Here is a 22901-nt window from a genome sequence, read left to right as displayed (position 1 = left end):
TTCAAACAGACGCTCTCGCCCCTTAAAAGGATCGGGTGTTAGTGCCTGCGCCAAACAAAAATCAAGAATAATTCGTCTGACATATGCTCTGCCATTTTTCCTAACTCCTTTTTTACCCTATGGCACCGCTTTGGCGAGTGAGACGGCCTCCCAAATTTTGCTGATGGAAAAGCAAATGCAAAAAATGGAAAATGAAATCGGCCTTTTAAAAAAGAAACAAGCAATCGAAACCCAAAAAATAAAGGCAGATCTTGAACGGCAGCGTGCCATGATGGAAAGCGATCCGTATGCTGGTGCCAACACCGAAACCGATCCTTTTAGCGTTAGCAATAGAGCAGGCGGCCCTTCCTTTCTCAAAAATCATCCCCATAAAATTTTGGCCGGCGACCAGACAGATTCCCTTGGCCTTGAAATTGCCGAACTTGCAAAACCACAAGCCCCAAGCACGGCTTTTGCGGAAGTCAGTGCGACACCCAATGCGCACCCTGACCTCTACGGCCCTCTCCGGCGTGGGCAGTTGCAAATTGGCGGTATCCGTTTAACGCTCGGCGGCTTCTTAGCCGAAGAGGGCATTTGGCGCTCCAAAGACACAGGATCTGCCAACGTGACGGCCTTTAGCGCAATCCCTTGGGGCAACTCCCCCTATGCGGATACAAGCAGTTATCAGCAAACCGCAAGAGCCTCTCGTATTGCGGTCTTGGCCGAGGGGATGGTTGCCAAAAACATCGAAGTTGACGGCTATTTGGAAATGGATTTTGGTGGCGCAGGATCTTCTGCAAACTCCCGCCAGAGCAACTCTTACAGTCCACGTGTTCGTAACGTCTATGCTGAATTTAAAGACATGGCGAATGGCTGGTATGTCTTAGCCGGACAAAACTGGTCACTTGCTACGATGTCTGCCAAAGGCATGTGGGCCAGAGATGAGCAAATTCCTTTAGCCATTGATCTGAACTTGGTGCCAGGCTTTACATGGACAAGAAATGCCCAGCTTCGTATTGTCAAAATGTTTGCTAAAAATAAATTCGGGGTTGGTATTTCTGCCGAAAGCCCCTCAGCGGTTGTCCCCGGCAGCTATTGCCAAAACGGCGAAAGCAGCAATGGCAGTTGCACGTCTCAAACCCCTTGGGGAAGCGCAACAGTCAGCCATACAGGAACTGGCACCAATAACCCTGATACCTACTATGCCACAGATATTGCACCCGATGTGATTGCGAAAATCACGGCAGATCCCGGCTGGGGACATTTTGAATTTGACGGCATGATGCGCTTTTTCCACGATCGCACCAGCCAATATGATGCCTCAACCCAAGCAGGACAAGGACAAAACCATACCGCTATCGGCGGCGGTGTCGGCGGAGCATTCCTTCTTCCGCTTATTCCCCGCCGGCTCTTTTTCCAAGCCAATGGCATGTGGGGCTATGGTATTGGACGTTATGGCTCAACCCAGTTACCTGACTACACCTTTAACCGCCAAGGCGGCCCCAATCCGCTGGAAGAAGCCAATCTTATGATTGGTATGTATGGAAACGTTACGCCGAAACTGCGTCTCTATGGGTATGCCGGGATGGACAGCGTCCTCCATAACAGTTCCTTTAACAGTGGCGGTAATTATTATGGCTATGGCAATCCAAATTATAATATGAGCGGTTGCAGTACCCCCGGTGCCCCTGCCTCAACCTGTCAGGCCAGCAGCAATATTCATATGCTGGGCGAAGTCACAGGCGGTTTCTGGTACACCGCTATGAGTGGCGATTACGGCTCTGTTCTGGTCGGTGCACAATACGCCTTTGATTATGTTTCAGCCTTTTCCGGCATGAGTTTGAGCGGCGGTTCCACTACGCCGCATACAACAGAAAACATGGTTTTCTTTACCGTTCGTTACCAGCCGTTTAGCTAACACTACTTTGCTTTATTTCTCTTTTACGCCTAAAATACCCTCTATCACATTTGTTTTTAGAAGCAGAAAGAAGTATGATTATTCTATAGAAATAACATATATTTTCTATCTCCATTCTACGCTAATGTCCCGACTCATTTAGGCGCCTGTACTATTAAGGAAAGAGCACACATTATGTCTTCTACTGAAAATAATCTCTCAAAATTTCTCGCCTTACCAAAACCCAAACTTATTATCTTTGACTGCGATGGCGTTTTAGTGGACGGGGAGGCCCTCGCCATGAAAGCCATTATCAGCTTTGCAAAACAACATGGTTTTGAAATGACCGAAGAAATGGCGCAAGAGCATGTTTTAGGCCATGCGCTTCCACAAGTTGTTAAAAGTCTTGAACGCCTTTCCGGTAAAAAATTCCCAGATGATTCCGTTGCCCAACTGAAACAAATGTTCATCAAGCTTGCGGAAGAGCATGCTGAACCCGTAACCGGTGCCGGTGCCCTTCTTAAAAAACTTAATGAAGCAAATATTCCTTTTAGAATTGGTTCAAACTCCTCCACCAAAGAAATGCAGGTAAAGTTTAAAGCCACAGGCCTAGAAGACCATATTGAAGATGAGAATATCCACTCTGCTGCCGATATCGGCTCGCCTAAACCACAGCCGGATGTTTACCTGCTTGCCGCAGAAGAGGAAGGCGTTCGTCCAGAAGAATGTATCGTGATTGAAGACAGTGATCCCGGAACGCTTGCCGCCGTTCGGGCCGGTATGCGCTGCATTGTGCTCCGTGCCGCTGAGGATAAAGCACCAGCCGCTTTTGAAGATGGAAACTGCCTCATTGCCCATACAATAAAAGAAGTTGGGGAATTCATTTTCGCTGCGATTAAAAAAGACTAATCGATAAATTACAGCTTTCTCTAACAGCACTAAAACCTTGCTATAGCCTTTTATGTTTTCGCTACGAAACGGTTTACATGCCTGTTAGAGAAGGGCTTTAAAAATCCCAAACCTCTCTTCCTTTCATGGGATGATGTTTCTGCTCTCTTATAAAAACGATACAATTTATCTCTTAATATTCTTATAGAAACCTTACCTAAATGCCCGCTTTTCCCCTCAAGCCTCTCCTCGTTGCGGCAGGCCTATTTTTTTTGCCAACCGCCGGGATCAGTCAAGTTTTAAACTTCTCTTGGCCTGTCAATGTCGGCCCTCTAAACCCGCATCTTTACACGCCTAATCAGATGTTTGCGCAGGATATGGTTTATGAACCTTTAGTCCGCTTTGAAAAAGATGGGAAAATTCACCCCTTTCTGGCACAATCTTGGGAGATTTCGGCAGATGGTAAAACCTATCTTTTTAACCTGCGCAAAGATGTTAAATTTTCCAATGGAGAGATTTTTGATGCGAAAGCGGTTAAAGCAAATTTTGATGCCATTTTAGCCAATCGCTCACGCCATAATTGGCTGGAATCCATTAATCAAATCACTGCTGTGAAAGTCATAGCGCCCTACGCAATCCAAATTACCCTCAAAGAAAACTATTATCCTTTTTTAGAAGACCTTTCTTTTCCTCGCCCTTTCAAATTTATTGCCCCTTCCCAATTTAAAAATTCTGGTACCAAAGACGGTATCCTTTCTCCTATTGGGACAGGCCCTTGGAAACTCGCAAAAACAAAATTGGGGGAAGAGGATATTTTTACCCGCAATGAATTTTACTGGGGAGAAAAGCCCGATTTTGAACAAATTAATGTCAAAATCATCCCCGATCCCAATAGTCGGGCTATGGCCTTGGAAACAGGACAGATTGATTTAATCCAAGGGGCTAATGGAGCGATCTCGCTCGATATGTTTGAACAATTTAAAAAATCCAAAAAATATCAAACAGATCTTTCAGCACCTTTGGGAACCTTAATGGTCGTTCTCAATACGCAAAAGGGTCCTTTAAAAGAATTGGCTGTCCGAGAGGCCATTCATCATGCTGTCGATAAAAAAAGCATCCTTTCCAGCGTGCTGTACAATACCCAGCAAAAGGCAGAGACACTTTTTGCTAAAAATATTCCTTATGCCGATATTGATTTAAAAACATATGAATATGACCCAGCCTTATCCGCCAGCCTCTTGGAAAAATCAGGTTGGATTGCCCCTAAAAAAAACGGCATTCGTGAAAAAAATGGTGAAAAACTTACCCTAGCTCTCGCCTTTGTCGGCAGTGACACCATTATGAAATCCATCTCGGAAATTATTCAAGCCAACCTTCGCCAAATTGGTATTGATACCCAACTCATCGGTGAAGAAGAAAGCAGTATCTTTGCTCGCCAAAGAGAGGGGAATTTTGCAATGATCTTTGAAGAGGTCTGGGGCGCACCTTTTGCCCCTGCAGCTCTGCTCAGCTCTATGCGAGCGCCCTCCCATGCTGATTATCAAGCACAGCTTGGCTTGCCGGATAAAAAAGAAATTGATTTAGAAATTCAAAAAGTCCTCACCTCTCACAATGAGCAGACCCGCAAAGCGCTTTATAAAGATATTCTCACCCGCCTTCATCAAGAGGCGGTCTATCTTCCTCTGACTTATGTCACCGCAATCGGCGTTGCAAATGACAAAATCAAAAACATAAATTTTGGGGCAACCATTATGGAAATTCCCTTTCACCAAATGAAAAGGGGCAAAGCATAAATGCTTCGCCTAACCCTACGCCGTCTTTCACTTCTGCCTTTGATGCTGTTCGGTGCCTCTCTTTTTATCTTTTGCCTTATTCATTTGGGCCCCAGTGATCCTGCAATGGATTATCTGCGTCTTTCCAACATTCCGCCAACGGCAGAAGCGCTCGAAAATACCCGTCAAATGCTGGGGCTAAACCGTCCGCTTTATCTGCAATATACACACTGGATCTTGCAAGCGCTTCGGGGCGATTTCGGTACTTCCTTTGCGAGTGGACGACCTGTTCTGCCGGATTTACTTTATTTTTTACCCGCCACACTGGAGCTTGCCGGCACGGCTTTGCTCCTAACACTCCTTCTTTCCATTCCCCTTGGAATCTGGGCGGCACGACATCCCAATAAATGGCAGGATCAGCTTGTCCGTTTCATTGCCTTGCTCGGCGTATCCATGCCAAATTTTTGGCTCGGTATTTTACTCATTTGGCTCTTCTCTCTGACTTTGGGGTGGTTGCCGCCCCTCGGAAAAGAGGGCTTCACCAGCCTTCTCATGCCGGCAATTGCCATCGCCTTTATGTCCCTCGCCATCAATGCAAGATTACTCCGTGGCAGTATGTTGGAAATTTCAGGCCAAAGACACGTCCTTTACGCAAAGCTCAGAGGCCTAAGGAAAACCCAAGTTGAACGTCACCATATTTTCTTAAATGCCTCCCTGCCCCTCATTAACGCTTTAGGCATGTATATTGCAGAACTCATTGCAGGAACGCTTGTTATCGAAAGTATTTTTGCATGGCCGGGGCTAGGACGCTTTGCCGTCTCCGCCATTTTAAACCGTGATTATCCCGTCATCCAATGTTTTACACTCTTTATGGCAATGATCTTTATCCTCTGTAATCTAAGCGTTGATCTTTTTTGCGCTTGGATTGACCCGCGTATTCGGCTTTCTTTGGACAAGAAAAGATGAAAGCCGCCAGCCTTTTTTACATTTGCAAAAGATATTTTCTGCCTTATTTTGCAACTATCACGCTCTTTCTCTTTTTTCTTTCTGCGCTGCTTGGCCCTTGGCTTTCTCCCTATTCACCGACAGAAATTGATCTCCTACACCGCCTCGCACCGCCAAACATACACCATTGGCTAGGAACCGACCTCCTCGGACGGGATATTTTATCCCGCCTTATCGCTGCCGCACGTCTTTCTTTAAGTGCTGTTCTAGCCGCCTTGCTGCTTATTCTTACATTAGGTTTTTTAATCGGTGGTAGCGCAGGCTTTATCGGTGGAAAGATTGATCAAATCTTTATGCGCCTAACCGATATTTGCATGATCTTTCCCACCTTTATTTTAGCCTTATTTTTAATTGGCGCTTTAGGTACAGGACTTAGCAATGTCATCTTAGCGATTGCTCTCTCTCACTGGCCTTGGTACGCACGCATCATAAGAGGATTTGTTCTCTCGACCCGGCATAAGGAATTTCTTCTCTCCGCTAAAATGAGCGGAGCCAGTCCTTATCAGGTTTTTAAAACCCATCTTTTGCCGATGATCTTTTCACAATTAATCGTCCTTGCCTCTCTGGATGTCGGACATATCCTGCTCCATGTGGCCGCACTTTCCTTTCTGGGCTTAGGCGTTCAGCCGCCTACTCCTGAATGGGGCGTGATGATTAGCGAAGCGCTTCCCTATATTCGGACGGCACCGTTCCTTATTTTTTGGCCGGGTCTCGCTCTTTTTCTTAATATTATGGGATTTAATATTCTTGGAGATACCTTGCGCGATCACCTTGATCCCCATCTACCAAAAAGCGGAGAGATTCCTTGAACTTACAAAGACTTTCTCTCAAAAACCTCACCATTACGACCCAATCTAAAGACAAAAAAAGAGAGATTATCTCAAACCTCTCTTTAGAACTGCAACAGGGAAAAATTCTTGCCCTCCTTGGTGCGAGTGGCTCCGGCAAAACAATGGCCTGTGCCGGGATCTTAGACACTCTGCCGACAGGGATCAGGGCAACCTATGATTCTCTTCTTTTGAATGGTACCCGCATCCAACCTGCTCAGCTTCGAGGGGAAAAAATTGCCAGTATTATGCAAAATCCGAGAAGTGCCTTTAATCCGCTTAAAAATATGTATGCACATGCCAAAGAGACCTTAAAAGCTCTTGGAAAGAACACACAAAATGATCGACAAAAAATCCTCAAGGCCATGCAGGATTCCGGACTTGAAAATATAGAGGAACTCCTCTCGCTTTATGCATTTGAAATGAGCGGCGGACAGCTTCAACGCATGATGATTTCTCTTGCCCTTCTCAGTGAAGCCCCCTTCCTGATTGCAGATGAACCCACCAGCGATTTAGACTTAATCGTACAGCATCAAGTTCTCACGCTCATTGAAAAACTCGTAAAAGAACGCAATCTTGGTGTTTTACTGATTACACATGATCTTTCTGTCGTTGCAAAACTTGCCAATGAAGTTGCCGTGATGGATCAAGGCCGCATTATCGAGCAAGCAAGCGTGCAGAATATTTTCAGCAAACCGCAACATCCCGTAACGCAAAATCTACTCCAAGCCCATTTTTCTCTCTATGAAGGGATGGCAGAGCTCCCATGATCCTCCTTCAAGCCTGTGCCCTTTCAAAAGATTATAAAATCAAAACAGGGCTTAAACCTATTTTAAAAGAGATTTCTTTTGCCATTAAAGAAGGAGAATCTCTTGCGCTTCTTGGACGCAGCGGATGTGGCAAAAGTACCCTAATGCGCCTTCTTATGGGACTTGAATCCCCCGATAAAGGAGAGATCTTTTTTAAAGAGAAAAAATTCTCCGAAATGAAAAAGGCGGATAAGAGAGAATTTTATCAAAATGTACAACTCATTTTTCAAGATTCCCTTTCTGCCGTTAATCCCCGCTTTTCTGTTGAAAAGATCATTGCAGAACCGTTGAACTATCTTTCCTCGCTAAACGCAGCAGAAAAAATATCTCGAATCAAAACGCTTCTCCAGATGGTGGATCTGCCGGAAGATTTCCAAACACGCTTGCCCTTTCAACTCAGCGGCGGACAACTCCAACGTGTTTGCATTGCCAGAGCCCTTGCCCTTGAGCCAAAACTGCTTTTACTTGATGAGGCCGTCTCAAATCTGGATATCCATCTACAAGTAGAAACCCTTAACCTGCTCAAAAAACTCCAGAAAGAACAGGGCATTAGCTATCTCTTTGTGACGCATGATTTTCGCTTAGTGAAAAAATTTTCTGATCAAATTCTCGTCATGGATCAAGGAGAAATTGTTGAAAAGATCGATGCGCGCAAGATAGCGTTACACCACCCCGCCTCATTTCAGCTTTGGGAAGCTATCCTGCCCCCTTTTCCTAAAACATATTCAAGGCTATCCTGACAACGTTTAGGCTGACTGAAACTTATTTTAAAAAGAAAGATCTCATATGCAACGCATTACGATTACGATTGACGATGATCTTATGGCAGAACTTGATGAAATGATCCAACGCAGAGGTTACCAAAACCGTTCTGAAGCGTTGCGTGACCTTGCACGTTCAGGCCTCCAGCAAGCCGCTCTGAAGGACGGGGATGTTCTGGAGGAATGTGTCGGCGTTTTGAGCTATACCTATAATCACGAGGCACGGGAAATCTCTAAGAAACTGACCGAGAGCCACCATGAAAATCACGATATTTCCATAGCGTCTCTCCATGTCCATCTCAATCATAATCGTTGTTTAGAAGTCAGTATCTTAAAGGGCAAAACCAAAGAAGTCTGCCATCTGGCAGACCATGTCAAAGCCGAACGTCACGTGACGCACGGCAATTTAACAATTTTACCTAATTAACCCTCAAGCGAACGCTCTTTTGGATTTACAGAAGCATTGGGCAAAAGCCCGGAGACAAAAATCAAAAACCCCATTTCCCGAAGATAACGCCTTGCATATGGCTCAGGCATTCTTAAAATCGTTTCTAAAGTTGTATTCACTGCGGCCATAAAAAGACCGCTTACAAATTTAAAATACCAGGATGGCAAAATATTCTCTTTGTCGGGTTCCTCTTGAAAAAAGAGCGCTTCGGAACGGGAAAAAAGACATAATTGCTCTTCTAAAAAGGCAACAAGAATGTCCTTCCCTTTATCCAAAAACTGAAGCGCCTTAAATTGCAGCGCATGTTCTATCCCCCAATCCAGATAAACATCCCATAAAATTCGCAGCCTCTGCCGTATGGGAATATTAAGCACAATGCAATCCATTCCTTTATCAGTATTATAAAGGCCGCATTTTTTACAATGAAGCTGAAAATCCTCCATAAGATAATGCAAAAGGGCTTTTAACAGCATCTCTTTTGTCTTGAAATAATGAAAAACCGTCGCCTCGGAAATCCCTGCTTGCGCACCGACTTTCTTTGTCGGCAGCATCCCTTTTTCATGCACGATTACTTTCAATGCAGCTTCTAAAATAAGCTGTTTTTTCTCATTAATATCGAGCATATTCTTTACCATGCTACTAAGATTCTTTCAAAAAAAATTACGCTCCAAACGCATCGTTATATCTCTATATCTCTTATTTCTTTGGATACTCATCGGATAAGATGATCCCGAGATGGGTAAGTTTCCACGGCTCTGCGGCATGAACCCGCTCACAGCCGGTCACAAGATCATTGTGCAGGAAACAATAATAACGGCTATTCTCTTGCCATTTATTATCGGGTAATTTTTCATCAATTCGGATAAACACTGTATAGCCGGCCTCTTTGACAGGGCGGCTGAAAAATCTGTCTGAATTGATAATGTAGCGATGCGGCGAGCCAAAATCATATCTGACATCCTGCGGGTAAGGTTTGATTTTCCCGCTTGGCGCTTCCATCTTATCGCCATAGGGCATTGGAAGCTGTTCTAAAAGCGCAGCCTTTACCTTCTCTTGCCAAATCCCGTCTGTCGGTCTATTGCCGCAAACATTTGTATTCACAGGATGCATCTGACAGGCGGCAAGCAGTGCGACGCCGCTGAGCCCCATTACCGCCATAGATTTCTTCATATGTCGCATTTTCTCTCTTCATCTCCTCAATAGATGTTGTTTTTGCAGAATTGGAAAAAATGAGAAATCTGTTTTTATTCGATGCACAAAGTGAGGGCATTCCCCCTTAAAGGGTCATGCGCTAAGCCTCATAATCGAAAAGGACAGATTTCTCTGTTTAACAATCCAAAAAATTAGAAGGCGATTTTCGCTGACAATTGCCCACCCGACATCGTCTGGGAGTGACCGCCGTAAAGCCCGACATAATTTGCCCCAAAAGAAAGATACTCGGTTGGATGCACATCAAAGCCCAATTCTGTGAGCGCCTGATCCTGTACCACCGGTACACCAACAATAGAGAGTCCATCGGTGCCGCCACCGAGGGCTTCAAATCCTGTATGGGTATAAGATTGGTTGGCCCCGAAAGAGCGGCGATAACCGAATTTGCCATGCGGTGTAATGACAACATTACCAATATTAAAGTTGGTTGCGATTTTTGCCCCCATAAAGCCATAGCCTAAATTGGTATTGGTGGCTGCGCCGTGCAGTGCGAGATTGCCGCCTGTTTCATGGTAGGAACCCTGCTCATAGTTCAAATAGGTGATGGAGCCGGTTGGCGCGAGTTCAAGGGGAGTGCCCCAGAGATTAAAGACATGCTTATAAGCGATCTCGGCATTGATATGCGCTGTACCGCCAAGCTCATTGGCATGGAGGCTCTGATTATATTGTGCGGCGGCTCCTTGGAGATCAACAGAACGGTGCCAGCTCATAATATTCCATGTATAGCCAAACTGGCCGTGGAAGGTGAAGAAGTTCTGGTTATCAAAACGAACTTGCTTACCGAAATACATACCGATATTGGCGTTGTTACTTTCACCGGAGGAGGAGACGCCGCTGGCTGATTCCATGACGGATCCATAGCCCATCATCATCCCGACATGCCATCTATCCTCGGCATAGCCTTCAGATCCGATTTCGCCATCGACACCCCAGATGAAGCCGGCTTCGTTATCTCTGGTCTTTGCGGCGTAATCCCAGCCGGAATGGCCGTTTTGTCCGCCAAGTCCGCCATACATATTGCCCCAGACATTGACCTTTTTACCGGTAACGCCGCAGACATTGGAATTTGTGGCTTTGCCGTCGCCGATCTGGCGGAACGTGTCTTCGAGGCAGTCGAGGCGGTTATTAACGGAATCTCTGACCCAGAAATTGTTATTGATATTGCCGGTCCGCATATCGGAGGCGATTTCACCATCCATCTGCGTTAAATTATAAAGGCGCTGTTCGTTGTCAGAGCCGGCGAGGATGCTGGCAATGCCATGAAGCGGACTGTTCGGATTATCAACAGAAGGGGAAAGTCTCTGAGCCGTGCCTGTCTGGTTACGGTCACCACCCCAGCCTAGGCCTTTACTGCTGTCAAAGAGCCATTTGATCTGAACGTCTTTCTCTGTGTAATAAGGCCCCAGCGTATAGAGCGTGCCGTAATCATAAGCCCCGGAACCGCCGATCGTGCCGTTTTGATTATAATTGCTGAACTTGCCGTTCACCCCGCCATCGGCATGGACAATCTCGTAATCTTGATTGACGGCGAGCTCGGAGCCGGGTGCGGCATGGATATCGAGTGTTGTGTTATTGCGCCCGATGGTAAAGATGCCCTTGTCGTAAATTTGACCCGACTGGAGGTTGTTGCCGCTGCCGCCAACATAAGAGGTCAGGGTCGATCCGTCTTGCATTATTGTGTTGCCATTGACCTGCATTTTTCCATATTGGACAGATGGATCAGAAGACATACCAGCTCTTAAAGTCGTCCCGCTTGCCATGTTAAGGTCACCGCCGATCGTCCCAACACCCTGTAAAATCCCTTGCTGGATGTTGGTTGCGCCTGTGTAGCTGTTGTTTTTATTATCAATCTGCAAAATACCGGAACCGGTTTTATCAAACCCGCCGTCACCGGAAAGTTTACTGTCTAAATCAATATTATTGCTGTTGGTATTGATCGTATTCTGACCGCTCAGGCTTGTATCGACATCATCTCTCAAGTCACCTGTGGCGTTTAAAGAAGCATTGGTAAAAGACATGTTCGCTGTGCCGTCACCATGCACAATTTGTCCCGAGGCATTTAGAATCGTACCCTCATACATATTGATTGTCCCCGAGGAACCCGCATTTTGAGCAAGAATAGTATTATTGCCCAGCGTCAAAGAAGAGCTATCAGCAGCACTCATAACAAACGCTTTACCCTCTTTATTCCCACCTAGAGGATTTAAGTTCGTTCCAACATTAATCGTCCCTGTACCGTCCATCCCGACAATTGTTTGACCGGCTATTTTCAAACGGCTGTTATCCGAAAGATTCAATGTGCCGGTGCCGCTATTTGAACCCAAAACAAGATTGCCGGCAGAGAGGGAAGATCCGCCTTTTACATTCATTTTGGCATCATTGCTTTTGCCGGAACCGACAATAGCAGTGCCGCCGGCTGTAATCTTTGAGCCTTTATCCGCTGTCAAAGAGCCATTATTGAGTGCCATTGAATTACTGACATCGAGGGAAGTTCCGGAAAGATTAGCTGTTACCGTGGTGTTTTTGCCGCTTTGCGTGAGGTCACCGCCCATCACGAGATTTTTAGCACTCGAAATTGAGGCATTCTCTGCATTCAAAACAGCATTCCCCAGCGCAATATTTCCCCCGGCTTTGAGGCTTGATCCGTCATTTAAAGTAACAGTGGCATTCTTTCCGCCATTTACGGCAACATCTAAATCACTGCCGATATCAAGGGAAGATCCATTATTGGCTTTGTTCAGCGTTGCGCTATCGCCAGAGCCGACAGTAACATTATCCGCCACTGTTAAGCCTGCGGCCACAAGATGATTGCTTGTCTGTGAGCCATCTTTGAGCGTTGCCGTGTCCGCTAAAGTAATGGATTTCGCCGAGGCGCCGTCCTCAGCCGTTAAAGTGGCACTTTTCTGAACAACATCCCCATCGGCAACACCGCCGGCATCCACCAATACGGCGGAATGAGACATATTGCCGCCGTTGAAATCCAGCGTCCCATTATTAACCTGTGTTTGCCCTGTAAAACCGTCATTATTACCTGTCATAGCGATATTTCCCGTACCGAATTTGTTCAGCACCCCGCCTCCGGAAAGCGTATTTCCTAAAGTGCCGCTCTCATTCCAAACAGATTTTGCGTTATTCTGCGTACCGCCGATATCCAAGCGCCCTTCATCGGTAATGGTCGCCTGATCCGAAAGGGATTGCAGGGCAATATCTGCCTGACCGCCACCATAAATCCGAAGGTTGGAAGTGCCCAAAGACCCTGCGCCGTTGGTATTGAGCAGATCGCCATCCCCGACAAGAGAAATTCCGCCAAACTGATTATCCTTGCCATTCAGATTCATTGTGCCGCCTTCGACATCAATGCCGGTTGTCGCAACATTTCCATCCGAATTGAGATTCAAAGTTCCGGAATCTGTTTTTGTGATCGCATGGGTTAAGAGCTGGTTATCAATATTGGCCGTATATTTAGCGCCATCAGACTGTCCGTCACCAACCCTGATAGTCATGCCATTACCATTATCGGAGAGCGCATCGCCTTTCAGCGTGTAACCGTCAGCACCAAAATCCAAACCTGCCGCTTTCACCTGACTTTTCTGTTCCGTTTGCTGACCGTTATCGTTATTTTGATACGTCGTATCGCTGATCGTGACGGTACCGCCTTGACCTTGAAAAATTGCTGTGTAGCCGTCTGTATTCCCAGCAGGATTGGCGCCTGCCCAAGAATCGTGAAATGTTTTTGAACCGTCTTTTTCAACGCCAGCCCAACTCACAGAGGAAGGCGCGCTCGGAGAACCTAAGAGATCGGAATTGGACCATGTGCCGCTGCCGCCAACGACAGAGGTGCCATCCGCGGATGTTGCGGCGCCGCCGTTCCAGATATTGCCATATCCTTTTGTCGTGGCATCCGTAATCAGCAGATTGACTTCTTTATCCACACCGGTTTCAATGACGGCAACCTGATCCGCCCCAACAGAAACCGTGCCGAGTTTTGCCATATCACTCGTCAATGAGCCGCCATAATTAATCAAACGATAGGCACCGGGGCCTAAATCCGCACTATTTGCCAAGGCCGATTTAACATTAATGACGGCATCGCCATTTTTATCGCCAAGAGCGACATTGCCTGTGACGTTAATTAAATCATTTCCGGCAGTGGCGGAAGCAAGGCCGGCATTGTTAACATCTGTTGCCGTGCTTTCCGCCCACGTTGTTTTTGAACCGCCGGCGAGGAAAAGATTTCCATCAACAGTGAGCGTCCCTGTCTGTTTTGCATCGCCTGAGCCAACAATAAGCTGGCCGTTATTATTGAGATCGCCCTTAATGGTCGCCGTGCCATTTGAACCGAGACCGGAAAGGATCCCGCCTGTCGCAATGTCAAAACCGCCGCCGTAAGAAGTGGCAGAGGAAAGGGTCGCACCCCCCTCATTCACCAATGTCTTCCCTGTATGCTGGCTTTCATCGCCGGAAAGCGAAATTGTTCCGCCTTTAGCATTGATAAGCAGGTCGCCAGCGCCTGAAAGGGTATTTTTAAAGTCACCGTCTTTATTTTGGGCAATTTGAAGCGTTGAGCCGCTTTGTTCTGCAATATTCCCCGTGCTGAAACTGCCTGAGCCGTCTTGATTGACATGGCCTGTCAGTGTTCCTGAATCAATTTCCGTGCCATCGGCATAGCTATTGTCATTTCCAAGGATCAATTCCCCCAGACCTGTTTTTCTCAGCAATCCTTCTGCCCCGGAAACCACACCGGAAAGCAGGGTTGAGGCGCTTTTTTGCGTGACGCCGATAATGGACTGATCCGCCAGAGAAACATCCAGCGCCTCCTTTTGACTGCCGGCGCCCGTGAAATTCATCACGCCATTATCCAACGCAATCGAAGATTTTCCCCCTGAAGCAAGCATGACATTCCCGCCGATATTGAGCGTTGAGTTTCCTTTATCAGCGGCGTTTCCAACATTGATCTTGGAGCTTCCTGCCCCTGCTGTAATATCACCATCCTCTGTCAAAATAGCATTATCTGTCAGATTGACAGTAGCGGAACTGCCGGAATCCTCAGCCAAAATCAGATTTCCCCCTTTGGAGATGGTGGCGGTGCTGTTATCGAGATTAAGGCTGCCATGCGCAACAAAAACATTTGTTGAAAGGATATTTGCCGTAGCCTTATTTGACAGATTCAGACTGCCATCCGAGTCCTTTGAACCTATCGTGACAGACCCAAGCTGGTTATTATTCTCAATGTTTAAGGTTGAATCATCCAGATCCATCGCACTGCCGGCGGAACCTGTATTTGCGGCAATGACCAAAGATTTTGTATTGGTAAAATTCACAATTGCGCCATTTTCGGCGCTCAGCAGACCCTTTGCAGAATTGCCGATATTGCTTTCTGCATCGCCGGAAACGGTTAAAGTCGCCTTGTTAACATCAACTTTACTTCCATCAGAGCCCGCAGCATTCGCAACGGAGAGTCCGCCATTCAGCGTCGTTGCTGAACCATTTTCAATTGTTAAAAGTCCCTGCCCTTGATTTCCGATAACGGTATCACCGGTAACATTCAGCTTTGAATTGTTAATATCGGCAGAACTGCCGCTCGCCGCCTTCGTGTCGGCAATCGTTAACCCGCTACCAAAGGTCGCTGTTGCTTTATTTTCTGCTGTCAGGCTGCCCATCGCACCTTGACCGACAACAGTCCTGCCAGAACCGGAAACCGTCAAAGCGGCATCATCCAGATGAACCGTACTGCCTTCGGAACCTGCATTTGCGGCAATGACCAAAGATTTTGTATTTGTAAAATTCACAATTGCGCCATTTTCGGCGCTTAGCAGACCCTTTGCAGAATTGCCAATCTTGTTTTCTGCATCACCGGAAACGGTTAAAGTCGCCTTGTTAACATCAACTTTACTTCCGTCAGAGCCGGCAGCATTCGCAACGGAGAGTCCGCCATTCAGCGTCGTTGATGAACCATTTTCAATTGTTAAAAGTCCCTGCCCTTGATTTCCGATAACGGTATCACCGGTAACATTCAGCTTTGAATTGTTAATATCGGCAGAACTGCCGCTCGCCGCCTTCGTGTCGGCAATTATCAACCCGCTGTCAAAAATCGCTGTTGCCTTATTGTGTGCTGTCAGGCTGCCCATTCCACCATTGCCAATCGTAGCCCCAGCAGTAACCTTCAAAGCGGCATCATCAATTTTGACAGCGCTCCCCTGAGCGCTCTTATTTTCCGCAACAGTCATGCCATTAAGAATCGCAGAGCCGCCGTTTGTAATATTCAGCGTACCCTTGTCATAATAGCCAATTTTACCTTGGCCGGAGATGTCCAGAAGGGAATCTTTTCCATCCACATTAACAATGCCCTGCCCATTACCCGGATCAGCCGCATTTGCATTTGCACCACCCCAATAGTTAAACCCAAGACCAAGGTACAAATTATCGTTTGCACCGGTTACCTCACCGCCATTTGTGATATTCAACGTCCCGTTTCCCAAAACGCCAACATCAATTCGCGAATTTGCGGACATCGAACTGCCTGGCCCGGTCACATTGATGGTGCCGTTCGACCCCTCACGGGCACCAGCCCAAATCTGACCAGCCTGACCACCATTGAGCACTCCTGTTGCGATGGCGCTTCCGCCATTTTCGATATTCAGCACGCCTGTGCCGTCCACCCCAACGCCGATCGTATATGCCGGACTCGGAGTGTTTATTGGCGATAGCGTCGCTGTGAGAGACGCCCCCTTCCCAGTGATCGTGAGACTCCCTGTCGAGGACGGGCCGGCATCGGCGATACGGACACCGTCAGGGGCTGAATGCGCATCCCCCGGCCCAATGGTCTCATTTGAGTTAATGCTCCATACCTGTTGGGCTCTAGCCCTCTCAAAAGGGAATAGACTGGCAAAAGACATCACAGAGATGGCAAAAATGTGACGACGGCACATTCTTCCTGCTTTCAGTAAATAATAATCTTTCAACGAACAGGAAAACCCAAAGTATTGTCCAAAAAAGCGAAATAAAGAAAAATCGAATACTTATTTCATCTATATTTTTTACAAAAAGCAATAGATTTAAAATGCGCATCTTTAATCTCATTTTAAAATCGGATTTTAAAAACAACCTCCTTTTGCAAAAAAAACCTTCCCCTCTCTGTGCTTTTCAGAAAATTCTTTCAAAGAAACACAGACATAAAAAAAATGCTCCCAAAAGCATTTTTAATGTTTTTAATCAGAGCGAATCGTCAAAAATATTTGTAAATTTTGCGAATAATTGTTAGAATGACTATTCTGTTTTTGTCTCTAAAACGTCTCACCACCACAGGGCGAAAATTTCTAAAAATAAACAGAGGCTGTAATGCGCCATGTTCTCGGTGTGCCCAGAACAGCACTATAGCTTGCACCCTTTGCGGCACCATCCGTTGCATCGGCAAAGGCGGAATCCCAATAGTTTTGCCCCGTTACATTATCAACATTGCCTCGCACGACAAATTTATGCCCTGCGAGCTGTGTTGCATAACGCACACCCAAGTTGAGTGTGACATATTCGGGCGCCGCTGTCGTATTATAGACATTGGCCTGTCGTGTGCCGACATAATGAATATTGGCATTAAAAGCCACACCACGCAGTACCTGCGGATGAAAATCCAAGAGAAAATCCGTACTCCATTCCGGTACGCCTGTTACTTTTTTATTGGACGTTAAAGGGTTGCCTGTATTGGTCAGTCTTGCATGATCCCATGTAAAACCGCCATAAATCGAAATATCTTTCCCCACAGCGCCCGACATTTGATATTCAATCCCGTAATCATTCTGTGCGCCGTAATAACCATAAACCGGCAAACCATCCTCGGTCACATTCGGGTTTGCAAACGCATAAGGGCGGGACATGGAAAATCCATCCAAATTGATCTGCAATCTTTTCCAGGCCGTCCATTTCACGCCGCCTTCATATTGCCATGAACGGACAGGAGCGAGGCTCTGCCCGACATTTGCAACATTTCCCGAAGCAGTCGGCCCCGGCTGAATGGAATTTCCCCAGTTAAAATAGAAATTCAGATTATTGCTTGGATGATAGGTAAAGCCGACAGAAGGCGAAAATACCCCATTGGCCTCACTGTTGCCTGTTTGCGCATAAGGCGCTTTTTTGGCAAAATTTTTCGTGAAAATCCAGCTTTCCGAAAACTGTCCCATCACGGTGAATTGCTTGCCAATATCCATACTGTCCCCAAAAATAAAGGCCTGCTGCTGTGTGACACTCCCCACATGATTGCCGCCATATTGTTTCGGCACATAGCCCAAAGGCACAACCACCGGATTATAGATGCCTGCTGTATCCAAATTCTCTGATTTTTGTGTAAAATTTGGCTGGGTCAGCGTGGAATTATACCCATTTGTTCCCAAATTGATATGATGCGTTATCGGGCCGGTATGGAAATCCCCATTTAAATAAGCGTAATTGCTCCACACGCCGTCATAATTATTTGATCCTGAAGCTGCCAGCGTCTGCGTATAACAAGAGGCGCCAGAAACGCCTGCACTGACACAATCATTACTGCCGGCATTGTAAAGATTATTCGTAATCGTATGAATATGTCTTGTACTACTGTCATAGGCACCCCCAAGCTTCAATTTCCAATGGGTACTGATATCAAAAAATAATTTTTCCATCCCAAAAGTGCTGGAGGCCGTATATCCCCCCTGATTTTGACCATAACCTGCCACAGCAGAATCAGGCGCATCCGGTAAAGAAGTTGTCCCTGAATAAGCAAAAGCTCCCGGCAGCCCATAATAGCCGACATTATATTGTCCAGCATCCAATTCGAGCTTTAAACGTTTCGTAAGCTGAATATCCATGTCACCACTATAGAGATTACGCCAAATATCGGAGGTGCTGACATAAGATTGTCCTGTTTGGTTTAAATAGTTAAACCGCACTTTTACAGGGCCACGTCCTAAAGAACTGTCAAAGGATTCAAGCGGGGCGCCATTTGAATCATATCCAAAATTAAAATTAAAAAAAGGCTTATTTGTCGGACGCTTCAGCGTCATATCAACAACACCGGAAGGGCTTTCCGGCCCATAAAGTGCGCCTGCTGCCCCATTCAATACGGTCATGGATTGAAATTGCTCTGTCGTATAGGGCGAGCCTAAACGCACATTAAATCCATCAATTCTGGAATTGGCAACAATATCCGCCTGATAGCCCCTATTCACCATCTGTGGACTTGGGGTTGCATATTTTTGCAACTGAACAGAGGGCATATACTCAAAAGCCTCATCCATTGTCCGCAGCTGTTCATTTTCAATGACATCATGCCCTGTCTGCATGACAGAAAAAGGCGCTTTTTCCAATTTTACTTTTCCCAAAGGGCCTAAATTAGCCTCTTTATTCAAATAATCCGCCTTAACACCGCTGATTTGATTGGCAACAGGAGTCGGCGTTCCTTTCACACGGACACGCTCCGTCTCTACTGTTTTTGGGCGCTTCTCCTCCCCAGCGGAATCTGCCCTTGCTTCCCCGGCCATATAAACAAGGCTGAAGCCAAGCACGACCCCCCTGAGAATAATCACGGCATCTGGCGCAAAAGAAAGACCGCCTTTATGCGCATGGCGCACATGGCAAGAGCAGGATTTTCCAAACTTCTTTTGATAAGCGGACTTCATGGAAAAATATCTTATAAGAAAAAGGAGACATAAGGCGCATTTATATATGATGTTTTTAAAATAAAATCATACTATAGGCTAGCCCATTAGAAAAATTCTCTTTTAAGCCTCAAGCCCTAAAATTTTATATCCGCATGCAAGCCTAAAATAGCCTCATCACCAACCCTTTGAAGCGTATTATAAGCATAATCCTGTGCTCCCCCACCCGGACGGAAAACATATTGAAAATCCGGCTGAAGGTTAAGCCACGGTGTTATCATAGCCTGATATGTCAGCTCCATATCATTTTCTGTTGTTTGCATAATAGCACCGGATTCCCAGTCAAAATGCCGCTCGCCGGAGCTGACCACCCCAATATCCCACGCCAAACCCAATGTATCATTAGGGCGGTTGTGAAAAGGTGCCTTAAAATTGATCCCGGCATTGGCCGCAAAACTAATCAGATTACGATCCCCCTGCGTCCCCATCCCTTCGAAAAAAACACCGACAGACTGGTTGGCATTTGTACTAGAATGCCAAAGCATCTGATCCGTAATCCCGTAAACAGCCCAATTCCCTTTTTTCCATGCCGGTATATTGGGATTACCCAAATCATTGGGATTGCCTAAAGGCTCTCCTTGCTGATTTTGATAATAACTCGGATAAGCGCCGGTATCGTAATAGCCGCCAAGTTTCCAAACACCGGGCAAGTCATGATGCTTACCAAAACTCATCCCGACTTGAAGCTCTGAAATCAGGAGCGCCCCCGTCCCTAAATTAAATTTTGTACCAGAGGCAGAGCGTCCAGCATCTTGATTTGTCGGATCTGCAGAATCACCCCCATCTTGAATCGCAAAAGAATTATCCTGATTCCCCGGCGGATTGTCATCCGAAGCCGCAAACATAAAATTCACTTTGGAAGAGGGACGATAGCGAAAACGAACCCCCGGAGAAGCCAGCGGCCAAGAAGCTCCACCAGAATAAAGATCCGCAGATGGCAGGAGCGGCCAGCCAAAATTCCCGTTAAGATATAATCCCCCATAACCGCTTAGCCAAAATTCCGTATCTAAATCCATTTGCCCGACACGAATATCCATCCGATTATGAAATAAAGGCTGCTGATACCACATTTCAAAAAGACGGAAAGAACGATCCGCCTCCTGCCCCGAAACAGGATTAAAAACGGCAAGATGATCTTGAGAAAGCTCCTGCCCTCTAATTTGCATACCGCTAATATTAAAAAGTCCTAATTTCGGGCCAAGAATCTTCGTTAAATCTGCCTGTAAATTTAACATCGTTACCCCAATATAAGCCGCAGATTGACTTGAACCGTGACCATTTCCACCCCAGACAGGGGAACCATCTGCCTGCGAAGGGGTGCCCCCTGTTGGGTTTCCCCAAACTTCTTCAATATCCAAAACGCTAAAAGTTACCCCAAAATGCCCCAGTAAATTCCGAATACCGAACAGACTGCCCAGCATTTCATCCCGATGTAAAATATCGCCTGAATCTAAATTTTGGGAATCTCCCATAGATTCACTGGCCACCACGGCCCCGACATTATTCACAGCAGGAAAAGATCCCTGCATCATAGAGTTCTGCCAGAACTCCTCTGAAGTCATCGCATGATTGCCAAAAAGAGGGAGGGAATTCTGTGTCAGAAAATCTGACCCTTTATCACTCTCTTCTTCTTTTTCCTCTCTTTCCAAAGAGGGGGGCGCGTCTTCGAGAACGAAATGCGCATGCAACTTTCTCTCAAACTGATGATTCCGATGGGCTGAACAATAATGTTTCTTTGAGTGAGACGGATGCAACATTCCCATCTCTGTTGTCATCTCCTGTTTGAGTAAGGCTTTAATCTCAATATCCTGAGACTCTGTGCCTAATTTTCTTTCATAAGCAGGGGATGGCGATAAAGTTGTTTGTGCCCTTGCCGTTGCTGCCCGTCCCGAACAAATAAGGCAGGCGCATAAAACAGCGCCTTTTAAAACAACAACGGCATCAGCGGCAAAGGAAACATCCTCTGTATGATGATGATTTGCCGTGCAGGAGCAGGCTTTCCCAAATCTCTTCTTATATTCGGATTTCATCACTAAAATATCTTACAGTATAAATTAAAAATATTATGTAAGATAATATGATTTTTTTATTAAATTGTCATACGATTCGTTTAAGAAAGATCGTTTTTCACAAATCTTATTTATTCTGTGCGCTCAGCTGATTTCATAAAAACAGCGCATCATTCAAAATATCTTACGCCTCTATTTCATTAAATTTTTTCACCAAATCACTCAAATGGCCGAACGGAAAGAGTTTGATATTTTCCTCTGGTTTATCTTTTTTACCTGCCCCATGCTGTTTGGGCATAAAAGCTTGGTGAAAGCCCATTTTTGCGCTTTCCTTCAATCTCAGAGAGGTTTGCGGTGCTTGACGCAATTCCCCTGACAAACCAACCTCTCCGAAAAAGACAGCATCCGGTGGCGCAGGCTGTCCGGTAGCGGCAGAAAGAAGTGCTGCGGCAACGGCCAAATCAGCGCCGGCTTCCTTAACCTGCAATCCCCCTGCCACATTTAAATAAATATCTTTGCCAGCCATTGAAAAACCGCACCGCGCCTCTAAGACAGCTAAAAGCATATTTAAACGGGCACTTTCCCACCCCAGAACCGCACGGCGGGGTGCACCATCTCCGGCTTTTGGGGATAATAATGCCTGTATTTCCAATAAGACAGGACGTGTGCCTTCCAACCCGGCGAAAACGGCTGATCCTGCAATATTTCCCCGACGTTCTGCTAAGAATAAGGCTGACGGGTTAGGTACTTCTATCAGCCCCTGCTCCTCCATAGAGAAGACGCCAATTTCATCCGTTGCGCCAAAACGGTTCTTGGCCGCCCTTAGAATACGAAATTGGTGTCCACGCTCCCCTTCAAAATAAAGGACCGCATCAACCATATGCTCCAAGACCCTTGGCCCGGCTAAAGCCCCTTCCTTGGTCACATGGCCAATCAAAATCAACGCAAAGCCACGTTCTTTGGCCAGACGGATAAGCTCAAAAGCACACTCCCGCACCTGACTGACCGATCCCGGCACACCGCTGGCATTTTCTGACCACATGGTTTGAATGGAATCAATAATTACCGCTTTCGGGGCTTCTTTTTCCTGCGCCTTTTCAATTGCAGTCAAAACCGAGGCCACCTGAATAGAAGAGGCCAAGTCCAAAAGATCCAGAGCTTTCTTTTGCTGATCCAACCCCAAGCGCCTCGCCCTTAAGCGAATTTGATCTGGCGCCTCCTCCCCTGAGACGTAAAGAACTTTTTCGCCTCCAACGGCCAAAGCATGTGCTGCCTGCAGCATCAAAGTTGACTTTCCGATCCCCGGATCCCCCCGACAAGCAAAGCAGAACCGGGGACAAAGCCGCCGCCCAAAACCCGATTAAACTCTGCCATCCCTGAGTTAATCCGAGGCGGCGGATGTGTTGCCCCGTCTAAACGGCAAATTTCCAATTTTGGCGCTGTTCCACGTGAAACATTCGGCAGAATACTTGCAGCCTGATGTTTTTGCTCCTCTAAGCTATTCCATGCGCCGCATTTGTCACATTTCCCATTCCATTTAGAATGTGTCTCGCCGCACTCACGGCAGATAAATTGAGGATTTTTTGAGGATTTAGGCGTTCTGGCCATTGA

Annotated in this window: 13 protein-coding genes and 1 pseudogene; 8 read left to right on the top strand and 6 right to left on the bottom strand. The window is 46.4% G+C overall.

Going from position 1 to position 22901, the window contains the following annotated elements; all coding sequences use genetic code 11:
• The first annotated feature begins 175 nt into the window (after nt 1-175).
• The 8 genes from FAI41_05540 (at nt 176) to nikR (ending at nt 8365) form a co-directional block, all read left to right on the top strand.
• Nucleotides 176-1897, top strand: coding sequence for a phage tail tape measure protein (locus tag FAI41_05540; protein QCE33098.1), 1722 nt, complete (start codon nt 176-178; stop codon nt 1895-1897).
• 174 nt (nt 1898-2071) lie between these two features.
• The gene (locus FAI41_05535; GenBank protein ID QCE33097.1) at nt 2072-2785 is read left to right on the top strand and encodes an HAD family phosphatase; all 714 of its coding nucleotides are present in this window, start codon (nt 2072-2074) and stop codon (nt 2783-2785) included.
• A gap of 200 nt (nt 2786-2985) precedes the next feature.
• Nucleotides 2986-4557 (top strand): nickel ABC transporter, nickel/metallophore periplasmic binding protein, encoded by a 1572-nt coding sequence (nikA, locus tag FAI41_05530; protein QCE33096.1) that lies wholly within the window; start codon nt 2986-2988, stop codon nt 4555-4557.
• Nucleotides 4558-5502, top strand: coding sequence for a nickel ABC transporter permease subunit NikB (nikB, locus tag FAI41_05525; GenBank protein QCE33095.1), 945 nt, complete (start codon nt 4558-4560; stop codon nt 5500-5502). It begins immediately after the preceding gene.
• Nucleotides 5499-6350 (top strand): nickel ABC transporter permease subunit NikC, encoded by an 852-nt coding sequence (nikC, locus tag FAI41_05520; GenBank protein ID QCE33094.1) that lies wholly within the window; start codon nt 5499-5501, stop codon nt 6348-6350. The genes nikB and nikC overlap by 4 nt, the downstream gene beginning before the upstream one ends.
• On the top strand, nt 6347-7138 hold the full coding sequence (locus tag FAI41_05515; GenBank protein ID QCE33093.1) for an ATP-binding cassette domain-containing protein: 792 nt from the start codon (nt 6347-6349) through the stop codon (nt 7136-7138). Before nikC ends, FAI41_05515 begins: the two co-directional genes overlap by 4 nt.
• Nucleotides 7135-7917, top strand: coding sequence for a nickel import ATP-binding protein NikE (nikE, locus tag FAI41_05510; protein QCE33092.1), 783 nt, complete (start codon nt 7135-7137; stop codon nt 7915-7917). Before FAI41_05515 ends, nikE begins: the two co-directional genes overlap by 4 nt.
• A gap of 46 nt (nt 7918-7963) precedes the next feature.
• Entirely contained in the window at nt 7964-8365 is a 402-nt protein-coding gene (gene nikR / locus FAI41_05505; protein QCE33091.1) for a nickel-responsive transcriptional regulator NikR, read from the top strand.
• Here nikR and FAI41_05500 read toward each other — a convergent pair.
• The 6 genes and pseudogenes from FAI41_05500 to radA form a co-directional block, all read right to left on the bottom strand.
• Nucleotides 8362-9021: a TetR/AcrR family transcriptional regulator gene (locus FAI41_05500; GenBank protein ID QCE33090.1), complete on the bottom strand. Its 660-nt coding sequence runs from the start codon at nt 9019-9021 to the stop codon at nt 8362-8364. The two genes, nikR and FAI41_05500, sit on opposite strands and share 4 nt — an antisense overlap.
• Before the next feature lie 61 nt (nt 9022-9082).
• Complete coding sequence (locus FAI41_05495; GenBank protein QCE33089.1) at nt 9083-9565, bottom strand: hypothetical protein; 483 nt, start codon at nt 9563-9565, stop codon at nt 9083-9085.
• A gap of 164 nt (nt 9566-9729) precedes the next feature.
• Nucleotides 9730-16524 carry a hypothetical protein gene (locus tag FAI41_05490; GenBank protein ID QCE33088.1) on the bottom strand — a complete coding sequence of 2265 codons (6795 nt, stop codon included), beginning with the start codon at nt 16522-16524 and terminating at the stop codon, nt 9730-9732.
• Between the two features lie 387 nt (nt 16525-16911).
• Complete coding sequence (locus FAI41_05485) at nt 16912-19242, bottom strand: TonB-dependent siderophore receptor (GenBank protein ID QCE33087.1); 2331 nt, start codon at nt 19240-19242, stop codon at nt 16912-16914.
• A 116-nt stretch (nt 19243-19358) separates the two neighbouring features.
• Nucleotides 19359-21311: a carbohydrate porin gene (locus tag FAI41_05480; GenBank protein QCE33086.1), complete on the bottom strand. Its 1953-nt coding sequence runs from the start codon at nt 21309-21311 to the stop codon at nt 19359-19361.
• A 163-nt stretch (nt 21312-21474) separates the two neighbouring features.
• Nucleotides 21475-22898 (bottom strand): annotated as a pseudogene (gene radA, locus FAI41_05475) (DNA repair protein RadA).
• Nucleotides 22899-22901 lie beyond the last annotated feature (3 nt).

This window comes from Acetobacteraceae bacterium (assembly GCA_004843165.1).
Lineage (GTDB): Bacteria > Pseudomonadota > Alphaproteobacteria > Acetobacterales > Acetobacteraceae.
The sequence above is the reverse complement of the archived record's forward strand: the minus strand, read 5'-3'. Positions and strand labels throughout refer to the sequence as shown.